The organism is Streptomyces racemochromogenes (genome assembly GCF_039535215.1).
GTDB lineage: Bacteria > Actinomycetota > Actinomycetes > Streptomycetales > Streptomycetaceae > Streptomyces > Streptomyces racemochromogenes.
On sequence record NZ_BAAAWT010000001.1, the window covers coordinates 5539499 to 5553391 of the forward strand.

Genomic DNA, 13893 nt, shown 5'->3' on the forward strand with positions numbered 1-13893 from the left:
TCGCTCCCGGGCGGCGGAGCCGCGAGGCCCCGCCGCCCGCCGTCGGATCACACCGCGAGCGGCTCCAGGTCCCGGTGGACCCGCCGCTCGTCACGGGCGTACCGGGTCAGACCGTGGTCCTCCCCGAGCAGCCGCGTCAGCTCGGACACCGCCTCCGCCCGCACCCGGGCCGCCTCCTCCTTGCGGCCCACCATGTCCAGGCTGACCGCCATGTTCGACGCGCTCGCCAGGGTCTCCGGATGGTGCGCCCCCAGCGCCTCGCGCAGCCGCACCACCGCGATCCGCTCCAGCTCCAGGGCCCCGTCCGGGTCGCCCAGGTCCGCCCGCGCGTTCGCCAGGTTCAGGTGCGCGAAGATCGTGTGCGGGTGGTCGTCGCCCAGCACCTCCCGCATGCTGCGGATCGTCTGCCGCAGCAGCGGCTCCGCCGTCTCCGCGGCGCCCGTGCCCCAGTGGAATACCGCCAGGTTGTTCACGGCCGCCAGGGTGTACGGGTGCTTCTCGCCCGGCACCTTCATGTACTCGTCCACCACCTCCTGCGCCAGGTCCCGGGCCGCGCCCGGATCACCCGTCGCGAACAGGTCCGAGGCCAGGTTCAGCTCACAGGCCAGCAGGTCCGGATTGACCGAGGTGTACTTGGCCCGGTACCGGTTGCGGGTCGCCGTCGTCAGCCGCAGCGCGTTCTCCAGCTCCCCGGCCCGCCGCAGCGACACCGCCAGGTTCTTCGCCGCCGACAGCGTGCCCGGGAAGGCCCGGCCCAGCGTCCGCTTGTAGATCTCGTACGTCCGGCTCAGCAGCTGCACCGAGTCCTCGTACCGGCCCACCTCGCGCAGGTCCCGGGCCAGGTTCTGCGCCGAGGACAGCGTGTACGGGTGGTCCGGGCCCAGCACCTCCGTGCGCCGGTCGAAGACCTCCTGGTCGATCTCCCGGGCCCGCGCGTACTGCCCGACCATGCGCAGGTTCAGCGCCAGGTTGTTCGCCGCCGCCAGGGTGCGCGGGTGCGCCTCGTGGAAGATCTGCCCGAAGCCCTCGTGCGCGGCCGTCGCCAGCTCCATCGCCTTCCCGTACTGCCCCAGCGCGCCCAGGTCCATCGCCAGACCGCTGGTGGTCATGTACGTGTGCGGGTGGGAGGGGCCCAGCGCGGCCCGCTGCCGCTCCAGCGTCACCTCGTCCAGCTCCTTCGCCTCAACGAACCGGCCCCGGGAGCGCAGGATGTTCGACAGGTGGAACCGCAGGTACAGGTACTGGAGGTCGTCGCTGCCCAGCATCTCCCGCCAGGCCTCGCGCAGCTCCTCGCCCAGCGCGTACGCCGCCTTGAAGTCACCGCGCTTCCACAGGTACCGCACCCGGTCGATCAGCAGCCGGCGGGTCTCCGGCTCCGAGCAGAACCGTGCCTCGGACGGGTTCAGGTGCGGCCAGATCGTGTTGAACCTCGGCCAGGTCTCCGGGTTGTCTATCGGCTCGTCGTCGTCGGGGCGGGCCCCCGCCAGGATCCGGTGCACGGCGTGCCGCGCCTCGAGCTGCTCCTCCTGCGACAGCTGCGCCCGGATCACCGCCTGCACCAGCCGGTGCACCTGGATGCTGTTGCCGACCTGGTCGACCTTGGCCATCGCGAACCGGCCGATCTCCCGGATCACCCGGCCCAGCACCAGCTTCTCCTGGAGCGAGGGGTCGTACGGCTTGAGCGCGTCGATCATCTCCTTGCTGTAGAGCAGGTTCGCGGAGATCGGCTCCGGCGCGAAGAACGCGCACAGCTGGAGCAGCCGCACCGCGGCCGGGGAGCGGGACTGGAGCCGCTCGATCGACACGTTCCACGTCGCCGCGACCGGCTGCGGGTAGCCCTCCGGCTGGTTCAGGCTCAGCACCCGCGCCGTCTGCTCGGCGAGCTGCTCCAGGTACACCGACACCGGCGTCGCGGTCTCCGAGATCCAGGCGCCCGCCTGCTCGACGGCCAGCGGCAGGTCGCCCACGGCCACGGCCACCTGCTCGGCGTCCTCCTTGCTCAGGCCCGGGGCCCGGCGCTGGAGGTGCTCGATGGACTCCTCGCGCAGGAACACGTCCACCGGCAGCGCGTCCCCGTACTGGGACCACGACTGGTTGCGCGAGGTCACCAGCACGTGCCCCGGGCCGCCCGGCGGGAAGAACCGCTTCAGCGTCTCGGGATCGTCGGCGTTGTCGAACACCAGTAGCCAGCGCGAGGTCGGCACCCCGCGCCGCAGCAGGTCGATCGCCTCCTTGGAGGCGGCCTCGATGTCCTCGCCGGCCTGCGCGCCCAGCCGTACGGCCAGCTCCGCGAGGGAGGCGCGCACGTCGTCGGGCTGCTCCGAGGAGATCCACCACACCAGGTCGTAGTCGGCCATGAAACGGTGCACGTACTCCTGCGCCACCTGGGTCTTGCCCACGCCGCCGAGCCCGTACAGGGTCTGCGGCTGCGGCAGCACCACGGCCATGCCGCCGCCGAGCTGGTCGCGCATCCGCTCCAGCACGATGGAGCGGCCGGTGAAGCCGGGGTTGCGGGGCGGCGCGTTCCAGATCTTCGGGACCGTGCCCGGGAAGCGGGGGCCGGGGTGCGAGGCGCTGGACACGGTGTCCGGCAGCGCCATGGGCCGCTCCACCGCGCGCAGCAGGGCGGCGGTCGCGTGCACCTCGTCGAGCCGGAACAGGTCCACCGGGTTCCGGTCGATGTAGGGCGTGGCCAGGCGTACGTCGCCCACCCGCAGCGGTATCAGGTGGCGCCGGCCTCCGGTCGGGTCCTCGGCGGCGGCCCGGTTCCACACGTCCACCGCCCGGGCCGACTTGAGGTAGGCGCTGGAGAGCAGCACCACGGTCCGGGCGGCGGTGTCCACGCTGAGCCCCGTCCCGCCCAGGGTGTCGCCGGCAGCGGCGTCGGGCGCGCGCTCGGCGGACACGTCCTTGGGGACCACCCGGAACCCGGCCCGCGTGAGCACCGACTCGATCCAGTCGGCCCACATCCGGTTCTCGGCGACGTAGGAGAGGAACAGGTCGGCGGGCAGTGCCGGGCGGCGGCGGGTGAAGGCGTCGCGGATCCGCAGCCGCACCTCCTCGCCGATCACCGGCATCGAGGTGATCTCGCCGCCGGTGACCACCGTGGTGAGCCGTTCGAAGGCGGAGAGCAGGGAGTTGGTCAGCCCGGCCTCGTCGCCGAAGGTGGCCAGCGTCTCCTCGTAGGCGTAGTAGGGGCGGTACGGGATCTCCACCGCGCCCCAGTAGGAGGTCAGCTCGTCCCCGACGAGGCCGTTGGGGAAGCGGTCGAACTTCAGGCGGGCCAGGGCGCGGCCGGCGTCCGCCTTCTCCTTCTCGCCCTCGTCGATGCGCATGGGCACCGGGTAGATCTTGATGCCGCGGTCGTTGAACCGCTCGTCGATCTGCCGGGCCACCGAGGCGGCGCCGTCGATGGACTGGTCGGACAGGGTGAAGCAGTCCACCAGGACGTCGGGGAGGTGGACGGTGCAGATGTCGGCGATGTCGGACAGGCCGGTGCGGCTGTCGATCAGGACGTAGTCGTAGTTGGCCTTCATGTCGGCGCGCAGGGCGTCGAAGAAGAGGCCGCCCCCGAGCCGGTCGTAGAAGTTGTCCCAGTCGAAGGTGGACACGGTCGCCGAGTACTCGCGGTTCTGCCGGCCCGCCGAGACGAAGTCGAGGGTGCCGCCGTCCGGGAACTCCCAGCCGTGGGTCTCCGGGGTGAGGGAGACGGCGTGCGGCTGGATCCGCGCGTACTCCTTGTGCCAGTCGGCGGCGCGCTGCACGGGGCTGGTGGCGGCCCAGGCGTACTCGCTGATCAGGTCGATGACGCCGGTGGTGGCCCCCAGGGTGGAGGGGTCCAGGAAGGGGTGGAAGAAGCGGTGCAGGCCCGGGGCCTCCAGGTCCCAGTCCACGGCGAGGACCCGTTTGCCGTTGGCGGCGAGGATCCAGGCGGTGTTGGCGAGGGCCATCGTGCGGCCGGTGCCGCCCTTGTACGAGTAGAAGGTGACGATGCGTCCGTCTCGGCTGTCACGACTGGCTGTCATCCGCGTCCCCCCGGGTCTGTGTCGGTGTCTTCGCCGTGCTCGTCGGTCTCGCCGTCCGGGCCGCTCGCGCCGTCGTGCCGCCGTGCGGGCGGGAAGGGGGCCGGCGGTGGTAACGGAGGCGGCCCGCCCATCCCCATCGGGCCCAGCAGCCGCGGTCGTTCGGTGGAGGTGTTCCCGGCCGGCAGGTAGACCTGCGCGTGTCTGAGGTACTGCTGGGCGGCCGCCTCCACCACCTGCGGCAGGATCTGCCCGAGCGTCTCCATGCTGGCCACGCCGTTGGCCGCGGCCCGGCAGGCGGCCCGGCCCTGGCTCATCTTGACGGGCAGGGTCTCCTCCAGCCGGCGGGCGAGCTCGGCCTCCTTGGCCCGGCTCTGGTGGTCGTACCGGTTCCACGGCACGACCACGTTGATCCACGGGCGGTGCTCCTGGTCGAAGGCGGCCAGCCGCTGGCGGCGCTGTTCGTCCTCCACCGCCCAGCGGTCGACGATCAGGATCTCGGGGCGGGTGGGCGGCTGTTTGCTGTCGAAGTGGCCGGCCTCGTCGTCGAAGGAGGACATGGTGGTCTGGTAGTTGAGGTTCCGGACCAGGTCCTCGGCGACGTACGCGACGGGCCGCTGCGAGGTCGGGTGGTACGGGTTCCAGTCGAGTGCGCTCTCCCCGTAGTACTCGGGGCTGCGGCCGTCCGGCAGGTCGTGCCGGGAAGCGGCGGCCACGGTCACGTGGAGGGTGCGAGAGGGACTGCCGCCGGGAACGGGGCCCTGGCCGCCGCTGTGCCCGAACGCGCTGGGCACCACCCGGTAGTCCAGCGGGCGCACCGGGTGCAGGCGCACGGTCTCGGCCACCCGGACGATCCGCCGGGCCAGTTCGTAGACGGCCTGCTCGTACTGCTCGGCGTACCCGCGCAGCTTGATCAGGCCGTACAGCCCGTCGGTGACGTAGCGCTCGCCGAAGGTGTTGTGGTTGAACTGCAACCGCTCGGCCGGGCCGGGCAGTTGGGAGGGCGGTACCGGTACCCACAGGGCGGGGACGATGGCCTCGGCGGCCGGCTGGTTGCTGACCGCACCGTGCTGGATGGTGCGCTGCGCGAAGGCGAACCACTCCTTCCCGCACATCTCGCTGGCGAAGTAGCGCGGCGAGAACAGGGGGACGAAGACCCGGCAGGTGGCGAGCGCCGCCCCGAGCCGTTCCGACCAGCCCTCGCCGCTGCGTATCTCCCGGTCCATGAAGCCGGCCTCGGACCCGGCGGGCAGGTCCGTGAGCGCCATGATGTGGCTGCACAGGTCACGGAAGAGACGCTCCACCCACATGTCGGGATCGGGTCCTCCCGGCCCGAACCTCGGTGTATGCGCATAACTGAGGAAGAAGTACGGCTGTACTGATGCGGGCACACGACCCCCGTCCCGAAGCTGCGAGCGAAGAAACATCATTCCGGAGCTGCTTCGCCACATCCCCTCATGGTTCAGTCAATCAGCGTCTGTTTTCGGTCATCCAGGCCTGGGCGTGGTCAACGGCGTCCGGAATCGAGAACAACACCGCGGAAGTCCCTCCCACCCGCCCCCCGCGCACCAGGGAATCCGGGAACGCCCGGCCGATCTCCTCGAAATCCCCGTCGTCCAGCGCGACGTCCTCGTACGTCGTCCACTCACCCGCGTCGGAGCGCCCTCCCCGCCCCCCGTGCCCGCCCGGAAGGTTCACCTTCACCACGCAGTCGTACATCCGCAAGGGGGGCTTCGGAATTCGGTACTCCGCGAGATGGAAAGCGGTACAGGCCGAAAATCCCACATTGATCATGAGCACCTTTCCTCCCTCCCAGCACAGCTTTCCCAGCGGGGAATCCTCACCCAGGTGGCTTTCGGTGCGGTGCCCCGCGCACAGCCGGTGCGCGTCCGCGCCGAGCGCGGCGAAGGAGGTCTGCGGATGACCGCTGCGGGCCGCGCCGGGGGTGGTGCGGACCACCTCGGCGAAGACGCCCACGCCCTGGCTCGGGGTGCGCTCGGGGTCGAAGGGCTCCATCCGGGCCCGGAAGGCCGCCGCCCCGGCCTCGTCCAGACCGGCGACGCGGGCCAGGTGGGCGGTGGAGGTGAGGGAGTTCTCCGCGGTGAAGGCCGGGACGACCAGCGTGCCCCGGGGGCCGAGGACCCCCAGCAGGGCGTCGCGCAGCGTCCCGGCGCGCAGGCCGGTCGCTCCGAGGGCGGCGTGCACCAGCAGGCTCTGCCCGGGGCGCACGCCGAGCAGCCGCAGCTGGGCGGCGAGCCGGTAGCGGCCGACCGGGGCGCTCACGCGTCGACCGCCTTCACTTCCCAGCGCAGCTCCTCCACCAGCCGTTTGCCGCTCACCGTCAGCTCCGCCGCCCCCGCCAGCCGGTCCAGCGCCCGGTGGATCCGGTCCGAGCCGCCCGGCTCCTGGGTGCCCGTCGCCCGGCGGTACGCCTCCACCGCGACCCGCTCGTGCACGTCGGCCAGCAGCCGCGACACCGGCACGGGGCGGGTCCGCCAGGGCGAGGGGTGCTGCCAGGCGCCGTCCAGCGCGTAGAGGTCGGCCACCTCGGTCAGCTCCCGCAGCCGGGCCCGGCGCCGCCCGGTCAGCAGGGCCAGCGCGGTCTCCCGGACCCCGGCCGCGTACGGCACCCCGAGCGCGCCCGGCCCGTGCCGCCCGGCCTCGCCCCAGCCCCCGGCCCGCGGGCCGCCGGCGAGGGGGGTGAGGGTGCCCAGCCCGGCGACGGCCGCCCGCGCGAACCCGGGGACGGTGCGCAGCAGCAGTGCCCGGGCCGCGCCGAGCCGGCCCCGCCACTCCTCGGCCTCCCCGGCGCCGAGCCGGAGCCGGGGCGGGCGGGCGAAGCAGTTGCGGTACGGGTCCAGGTCCTCCAGCGCCACCTCCGGCTCCCCGGGCCCGGGCGACCAGGTCCGTACGGGCAGCCAGCGAGCGTCCCCCGCCGCCGGGCCGAAGCGGTGCTCGGTGCGCCCCGCCCGGACGACCGCGTACCCCTCGCCGGTGGCGTGCAGCAGGGCGCGGCCCCGGGTGCCCGGCTCCCCGAGCCGCAGCAGGCCCAGCGTCGGCAGGTACACCTCCCCGTCCCGGTAGGCCACCTCGGCCGGCAGCTCCAGCCCGCCCCGCAGCACGGCGGCGGCCGTCAGCGCGGCGAGCCGGCCGGCCGCGGCCGGGCCGTCCGGGCGCCCCTCCCGCACGGCGTCCAGGGCCTCCAGCACCCAGGTCCGGGTGAACGGGTGCGCCAGTACGGCGTCCAGCGCGTCCGCGCCCGCCTCCCCGGCCCCCTCCACCCCGGCCAGCAGCTCCCAGGCCCGCGCCCAGGCGGGGTCCCCCGCGAGGTCCCCGTGCAGCCGGGCCAGCAGGATCCGGGTCAGCTCCTCCTGGGACCGGGCCAGTACGGCCGGGTCGGCCAGCTCGGGCGCGGTCTGCCGGGCGGCGGTGCGCCCCTCGACGCCGTCCACCAGCTCGCGCAGGTCGGAGCAGTACACGGAGGGGTTGTCGAAGCCGTTGTCCTGCCGGTAGCGGTGCGTGTACAGGCCGCCGCCGCACGAACGTACGACAGGGCAGCGGCGGCACGTGCCGCTGACGCCGGCGAGCCCGAGCTGCCGGGCGCGGACCCCGGGGTGCGCGGCGACCTCGTCGAAGGCGTGGCGGAAGACGTCGAACCCGGTGGCGGCGGCGCCCTCGAAGGCGCTCTTGAGGGAGTCGACCTGCTCCAGCGTCCCGTCCGTCTCCACCACGACCAGGTCGGTCGGGGCCAGCCCCAGGGACTCCGTCAGGCTGGGCCCGCCGCGCAGCGTGGACTCCAGGGACTCGAAGAGCCTGACGGGCACCGGCCGTTCCAGCCGCTCCCAGCGGTCGAAGACGCGCAGCAGCCAGCGCGCGTACGCGTCGGGCGCGCCGTCGGGCCGTTCCGGCGGGGTCTGCCAGGTGGCGTGGGGGAGCAGGAAGTCCACCCGCGGCGGCTCCAGCGCGACGAGCGCGTCGAGCACGGCGACCGGGTCGTTGGCCACGTCCACGGTGCACAACAGGCCCTGGTAGAGGTGCCGGTAGGGCGCGGAGCGCAGCAGTTCCAGGGCGGCCAGGACCAGCGGGTGGCTGGTGCGGCCGTCGGCGAAGCGGCGGTGGCGGTCGTTGGCCGCGCGGTCCCCGTCGAGGGAGACGCCGACCCGGACGCCGTACTCGGCGAAGAGGTCCAGGTAACGGCGGCTGAGCTGGAGCCCGTTGGTGTGGATCCGCAGGTCGAGCTCGGCGGCGCCGGAGAGTGCGCGGGTGAACTCCTCGCACACGAGGCGCAGTCGGTCGGGGCCGGCCAGCAGGGGTTCCCCTCCGTGGAGGATCACCGTGACGGAGGGGAGTGCATGGTCACGGGCATGTTCGGCGAGCCGCGACGCGGTCTGGGAAATGACCTGGGGGGAGATCACTTTCGGCCGGGCTCGCCAGCTCTGGTCTGCGTGTTCGTAGACATAGCAGTGATCACAAGCGAGATCGCATCTGCTGTGAACCTTCAGGACGATCTCGCGGAAAGCGATCGTGCGGGTCATTCCACCAGTCTAGAGCGCATAACTGATCGTCAGAGCGCGGAGTTGAAGACCGGTGCCTGAACGCGACGACCGGATTCCGACGGAAGGACGCGCTCGAGGACCGCGGCGGCGGAAGCGCTGCGCACGTCGATCTTCGCGAGCGGAACGCGGCGGTCCTTGACCGTGCTGGTCGGGGGGGTTGCGGAAGTGTTCACGACACCGTCCTCGGGGAAGGCCATGTGAAATGGGCGGGAAAGACAACCAGCGCGTCGCTGCTGTCAAGCGTGGACTTTACTCGTCCACACCCCATTGGCAACCGAGGCATGACGCCTGGTCAAGCGTTCTATAGAAAGCGTGACTCATTTATCGAGAACCCGCGCCCGGCCGTTGGCCCAGCCGTGTCCCCCCGTTTTCCGTCCGCCCGCCCCGGACCGCATCGCCGCAGGTCGGCGCCCTAGGCGGGCTGCTGTTCCCCCAGTGGCTCGCGCAGCAGCCAGGTGAGTACGTCGGGCAGGGCGCGCAGGGCCGCGAAGTGCGCGGCGTCCGGGTCGATGGCGGTGGTGGCGCCGGGGATGCGGCGGCCCAGCCAGCGGGCGTGGCCCACGGGGGAGAAGACGTCGAGCTCCCCGTGCCAGATCAGGACGGGGCAGCGGATGCCGGCGGGGTCGAAGCCCCAGGGGCTGCTGAAGGCGAGGATGTCGTCGATCCAGCCGTACGCCGAAGCGCGCACCCCCTCACGGTAGTTGCGCAGCAGCATCGACCGCAGTCCCGCGTCCGAGACGATCATGCGGTCGCTCGCGGTCAGCTCCCGGCGCAGCTCGTCCAGGAGCCGGCCGGGGTCGCGGGCGATGCCGGCGGCGCGCGGGATGAGCCGGGCCGCGAGCTCCTCCGGGTCGTCGGTGGCGGCGGTGTACTCCCGTACGTTCGAGGCGGCCATTCCGGCGAACCAGTCCAGGTCCTCCGCGTCCCGGGGGGCCAGCGGCACCAGGGCCGCGGTCCGGGTCACCCGCTCCGGCAGCAGGGCGGCGCAGGCCAGGGCGCCGGGGGCGCCGCCCGAGCGGCCGGCCACGGCGAAGGTGTCCAGCCCGAAGGCGTCGGCGACGGCGGCGACGTCGTGGGCCACGTCGGCGACGGAGCGGCCCGGGTGGCGTCCGGAGCCGCCGTAGCCGGGCCGGTCGTAGGCGATGAGCTGCGTCCGCCGCTGGTAGAGGACCATGCCGCGGGGGGCCGGGCCGAGCCGGCTGCCGGGCATCCCGTGGAGGAGGAAGACGGGTCTGCCGTCCGGGTCGCCCCACCGCTCGGCCGTCAGAACGCGGCCGTCCGCGGTGCGCACCTCTTTGCGCACGCGCTCCCCCCTCACGTCCGGCTCGGGCAGTCAGGCCGATTGTGCTCCCCGGTGGGGGAGCGCGGTAGGGCGCACTGGGAGGGAAATTCCGGTGAAGGCCGTCACGGGCGTGCTGGAGGCCCCGGTCCTGCGGTGTTCCCGCGCGCCCCCGCCACGGCCCGCCCCCGCGCGCGGCACCGCCGAACCCCCTTACCCCGTCGGGGGGTTCAGCGGTGCTCGACCAGCAGGGCGGCCGCCGAGCGCGCCCGCTCCAGGGCCCGCGCCCGGTCGGCGTCCCGCTGGCCCAGCACCACCCGCGTGCTCAGCCCGTCGAGCAGCGCGAGCAGCTCCGAGGCCCGGGCGGCCGTGTCGGTCGGGGCGAAGCGGCCCTGCTCCACGCCCTTGGCCAGCAGCGCCCCCAGGTCCGCGTGCCAGCCCGCGTCGATCTCCTCCTGGGCGGTGCGCAGGTCCTCGTTGGACGGCGTACGGGCCCACAGTTCGATCCACAGCGTCCAGCGCGGGTCGCGGGGGCCCCGGGGCAGGTACAGCTCCAGGAAGAGCTCCAGCTTGCGGGCGGCCGTGACCCGGCGGCGCAGCAGGGCCGCGCGTTCGGCCGCGAGCTGTTCCTCGCTCCAGCGCAGCGCCTCCAGCAGCAGCCGGTCCTTGCTGCCGTAGTAGTACAGGATGTGGCCGCCGCTGGTGCCGAGGCGGTCGGCGAGCTTGGACATGGTGAGCGACGCGAGCCCGTCCTCGGCGATCGCCGTCATGGCCTCTTCCAGCATCCGCTCCTGGGCGATCTGCCCGTCGCGCCGCCGTGCCGCTCCTGCCACCGCTGCCGCCTCCCGATCTTCGTGGACCGACCTTATCCCGGACAGGGTCTTGACGGGGGTCGGACGCACCCCTCATCTTGAATGCCATTCAAGAACTTAGAACGCCATTCAAGATCAAGGTGCGTGCACGATGAGTGACGAGATCTTCAGAGTCGAGACGCGCGGCATCGATCCGATCCCGGACGCCGAACGGCACGGCAGCGCGCGTGACCTCTTCTGGCTCTGGTTCGGCTCCAACCTGACCTTCACCTACGTGATCAACGGGGCCCTGGCCGTCGCCTTCGGCCTCACCTTCTGGCAGGCCGCCGCCGTGGTCGTGACCGGCGGACTGGCCTTCTTCGCCATCAGCGCCGCCGGACTGTCCGGCATCCGCACCGGCACCGCCACCCTGGTCATCTCCCGCGCCGCCTTCGGCGTCCGGGGCAACCTCCCCGCCGGAGTCCTCAACTGGCTCGTCGGCATCGGCTACACCATCCTCAACACCGTCGTCGGCACCCTCGCCCTGGAGGTCTTCCTGGAGGACCTGGGCCTGCTCCACGGCACCCCCGCCCGCGCCACCGCCCTCTTCGTCACCCTCGCCCTGACCTTCGTCGTGGCCATGTGGGGCCACGCCACCGTCCAGTTCGCCGAACGCTGGATGGCCTACGTCCTCGCCGCCGGCTTCGCCGCCCTGCTCGCCTTCCTGCTCCCGGGCGCCGACACCTCCGCCCCCGCGGCCACCGTGCCCGGCGCCTCCGGCTGGAGCCTGGCCTTCGTCATCATGCTGGCGGCCCCCTTCTCCTACCTGCCGATGCCCGCCGACTACACCCGCTACCTGCCCCGCACCACCTCTCTGAAGTCGATCACCTGGTACGGGGCCCTCGGCGGCTTCCTCTCCTCCGTCGCCCTCGGCGTCGCGGGCGTCGCCGCCGCCACCCGCACCGACATGACCGACGCCGTCGCCGGCACCGAAAGCCTGCTGCCCGTCTGGTTCCAGCCGCTGTTCCTGGCCCTCGTCCTGGGCGGCTCCGTCACCAACTCGATCATCACCCTCTACTCGTCCAGCCTGAACCTCCAGGTCCTGGGCATCCCGTGGACCCGCGCCAAGGCCATCGTCGTCAGCGCCGCCATCACCGGGGCCGGCTCCCTCGCCGCGCTCTTCCTCACCGACTTCACCAGCGCGCTGACCTCCTTCCTCTCGCTCCTGATCATCGTCTTCGCGCCCTGGGGCGGGGTCTTCCTCGCCGACATGCTGCTGCGCCGCTGCCGCTACGACGGCCACGCCCTGCACACCACCGGCCCCGGCGGCGCCTACTGGTACCGCTCCGGCTACCACCCGGCCGGCCTGGCCGCCCTCCTCGCCGGCATCGCCTTCGCCGCCCTGACCTGCGACTCCGAGCTGTGGACCGGACCGCTCGTGGCACCCCTCGGCGGAGCCGACCTCACCCTCCTCGGCGCCGTCGTCTCCGGCCTCGCCTACACGGCCCTGTACCGCCGGACCCCCGCCGCCGTCCCCGCCGCCGCCTGACCCCTCCACCCCCGCGACAGGAGCACCACCCGTGAACCACCCCGCCGACCTGCTGCTCACCGGAGCCCGCATCCACACCGTGGACCCGGACCTGCCCGAGGCCGAGGCCCTCGCCGTGCGTGACGGCCGCATCGTGTGGATCGGCCCCGACCACGGGGCCGCCGCCTGGGCCGGGCCGGACACGGAGCGGATCGACGCCGCCGGGAAGCTGGTCCTCCCCGGCTTCATCGACGCCCACAACCACGTCCGGCTCGGCTCCGACGACGCCTGCGTCCAGCTCGCCGGGGCGCGCACCCTGGAGGGCATCCACGACCGGATCCGGGCCTGGCGGTCCGAGCACCCGGACGCCGAGTGGATCGAGGCCGAGGGCTTCGACTACTCCGCCGTCCCCGGCGGGCGGATGCCGTGCGCCGCCGACCTCGACCCGGTCACCGGGGACGTACCGGCGATCGTGCTCTCGTACGACGTCCACACCGCCTGGCTGAACACGGCCGCCCTGCGCCGGCTCGGCGTCGGCCGCGACCGCACCGACCTGCCCTTCGGCACGGCCGCCACCGACCCGGAGACCGGCGAGCCCACCGGCTTCGTCACGGACTTCGCCGTCAAGGGCCTCTCCCGCGCGGGCCACCGGGCCCTGCGCGAGCTCGGCGTGCCGTGGGCGTCACCGGACCGGCAGTACGGGCGGCTCGCCAAGAGCCTCGACGACGCCATCGGCTTCGGCATCACCACGGTGGTCGAGCCACAGAACTCCCTCGACGACCTCGAACTCTTCGAACGGGCGCGGGCGGAGGGGCGGCTGCGCTCCCGGATCGTGGCGGCGCTGTTCCACCCGCGCGGCACCGGCGACGCCGACCTCGACGAGTTCGCCGACGCGGCCCGGCGCTTCGCGGACGACCGGCTGCGGGTCGGCCCGCTCAAGCTGTACATCGACGACGTGGTGGAACCCCGTACGGCCGCGCTGCTGGAGCCGTACACCGGCTGCGGGCACCACCGCGGCGAGACCTTCTACCCGGCGGAGGAGTTCGCGGAGCTGCTGGCGAAGCTGGACGCGCGGGGCTTCCAGTGCTTCGTGCACGCCACCGGCGACCGGGGCATCCGCACCGTCCTCGACGCCGTCGCGCACGCCCGGGCGGTGAACGGCCCGCGCGACGCCCGCCACCAGGTCGTCCACGTGGAATGCCTGGACCCCGAGGACGTGCCCCGCTTCGCGGAGCTGGGCGTGGTCGCCTGCATGCAGCCCAGGCACTGCGCGCCCGAGATCGCCGGCCCGGGCCAGGACTGGGCCCGGAACGTGGGCGAGGAGCGCTGGCACAAGGCCTGGCCGATGCGGAGCCTGCACGCGGCGGGGGCGGTGCTGGCCTTCTCCAGCGACTGGAACGTCGCCGAGATGGACCCGATGATCGGCATCTACACCGCCGTCACCCGCCGCCCCCTGGACGGCGGCGAACCCTGGCGGCCGCAGGAGACGGTGGACGTGGAGACGGCGGTGTACGGCTACACGATGGGCTCCGCCCACGCCAACTTCCTGGAGGAGGAGCGGGGTTCCCTCACGGTCGGCAAGGCCGCCGACTTCGTGGTGCTGTCCCGCGACATCCTGCGGATCGCCCCGGAGTCCATCCCCGGCACGGTGGCCGAGACGGTGGTGGTGGCGGGCGGGATCGTCCACCGGGCGGCGGGCTGAGCGCCCGGGGCGGTG

The 13893-nt window shown here is 73.1% G+C and carries 9 protein-coding genes; 2 read left to right on the top strand and 7 right to left on the bottom strand.

The genetic code is table 11. From position 1 onward, the window contains the following. Positions 1 to 47 precede the first annotated feature (47 nt). The 7 genes from fxsT to ABD973_RS25515 all read right to left on the bottom strand — a co-directional run bounded on the left by fxsT (position 48) and on the right by ABD973_RS25515 (position 10690). A complete protein-coding gene (gene fxsT, locus ABD973_RS25485; protein WP_125820660.1) occupies positions 48 to 4025 on the bottom strand; it encodes an FxSxx-COOH system tetratricopeptide repeat protein in 3978 nt (1325 codons plus the stop codon). Beyond that, positions 4022 to 5449 (bottom strand): TIR-like protein FxsC, encoded by a 1428-nt coding sequence (locus ABD973_RS25490; RefSeq protein WP_164721046.1) that lies wholly within the window; start codon positions 5447 to 5449, stop codon positions 4022 to 4024. The genes fxsT and ABD973_RS25490 overlap by 4 nt, the downstream gene beginning before the upstream one ends. A gap of 43 nt (positions 5450 to 5492) precedes the next feature. Then, positions 5493 to 6305, bottom strand: coding sequence for an AAC(3) family N-acetyltransferase (locus tag ABD973_RS25495; protein ID WP_125602417.1), 813 nt, complete (start codon positions 6303 to 6305; stop codon positions 5493 to 5495). Then, entirely contained in the window at positions 6302 to 8557 is a 2256-nt protein-coding gene (fxsBH, locus tag ABD973_RS25500) for a radical SAM/SPASM protein FxsBH, inactivated beta-hydroxylase extension form (protein WP_345502289.1), read from the bottom strand. The genes ABD973_RS25495 and fxsBH overlap by 4 nt, the downstream gene beginning before the upstream one ends. 29 nt (positions 8558 to 8586) lie before the next feature. Next, positions 8587 to 8751, bottom strand: coding sequence for an FxSxx-COOH cyclophane-containing RiPP peptide (gene fxsA, locus ABD973_RS25505; RefSeq protein WP_221890447.1), 165 nt, complete (start codon positions 8749 to 8751; stop codon positions 8587 to 8589). Between the two features lie 239 nt (positions 8752 to 8990). Then, positions 8991 to 9881 (bottom strand): alpha/beta fold hydrolase, encoded by an 891-nt coding sequence (locus ABD973_RS25510; RefSeq protein ID WP_125602411.1) that lies wholly within the window; start codon positions 9879 to 9881, stop codon positions 8991 to 8993. 206 nt (positions 9882 to 10087) lie between these two features. Continuing rightward, entirely contained in the window at positions 10088 to 10690 is a 603-nt protein-coding gene (locus tag ABD973_RS25515) for a TetR family transcriptional regulator C-terminal domain-containing protein (RefSeq protein WP_125605603.1), read from the bottom strand. A gap of 130 nt (positions 10691 to 10820) precedes the next feature. Between ABD973_RS25515 and ABD973_RS25520 the strand changes: the two genes are divergently transcribed. Continuing rightward, entirely contained in the window at positions 10821 to 12197 is a 1377-nt protein-coding gene (locus tag ABD973_RS25520) for a purine-cytosine permease family protein (protein ID WP_345502293.1), read from the top strand. A gap of 31 nt (positions 12198 to 12228) precedes the next feature. Then, positions 12229 to 13878: an amidohydrolase gene (locus ABD973_RS25525; RefSeq protein ID WP_125820657.1), complete on the top strand. Its 1650-nt coding sequence runs from the start codon at positions 12229 to 12231 to the stop codon at positions 13876 to 13878. The last annotated feature ends 15 nt before the right edge of the window (positions 13879 to 13893 follow it).

Coding starts and splice junctions, on each gene's coding strand:
- fxsT (WP_125820660.1), bottom strand. CDS start 4,025: ATGACAGCCAGTCGTGACAGCCGAGACGGACGCATCGTCACCTTCTAC.
- ABD973_RS25490 (WP_164721046.1), bottom strand. CDS start 5,449: ATGTTTCTTCGCTCGCAGCTTCGGGACGGGGGTCGTGTGCCCGCATCA.
- fxsBH (WP_345502289.1), bottom strand. CDS start 8,557: ATGACCCGCACGATCGCTTTCCGCGAGATCGTCCTGAAGGTTCACAGC.
- ABD973_RS25520 (WP_345502293.1), top strand. CDS start 10,821: ATGAGTGACGAGATCTTCAGAGTCGAGACGCGCGGCATCGATCCGATC.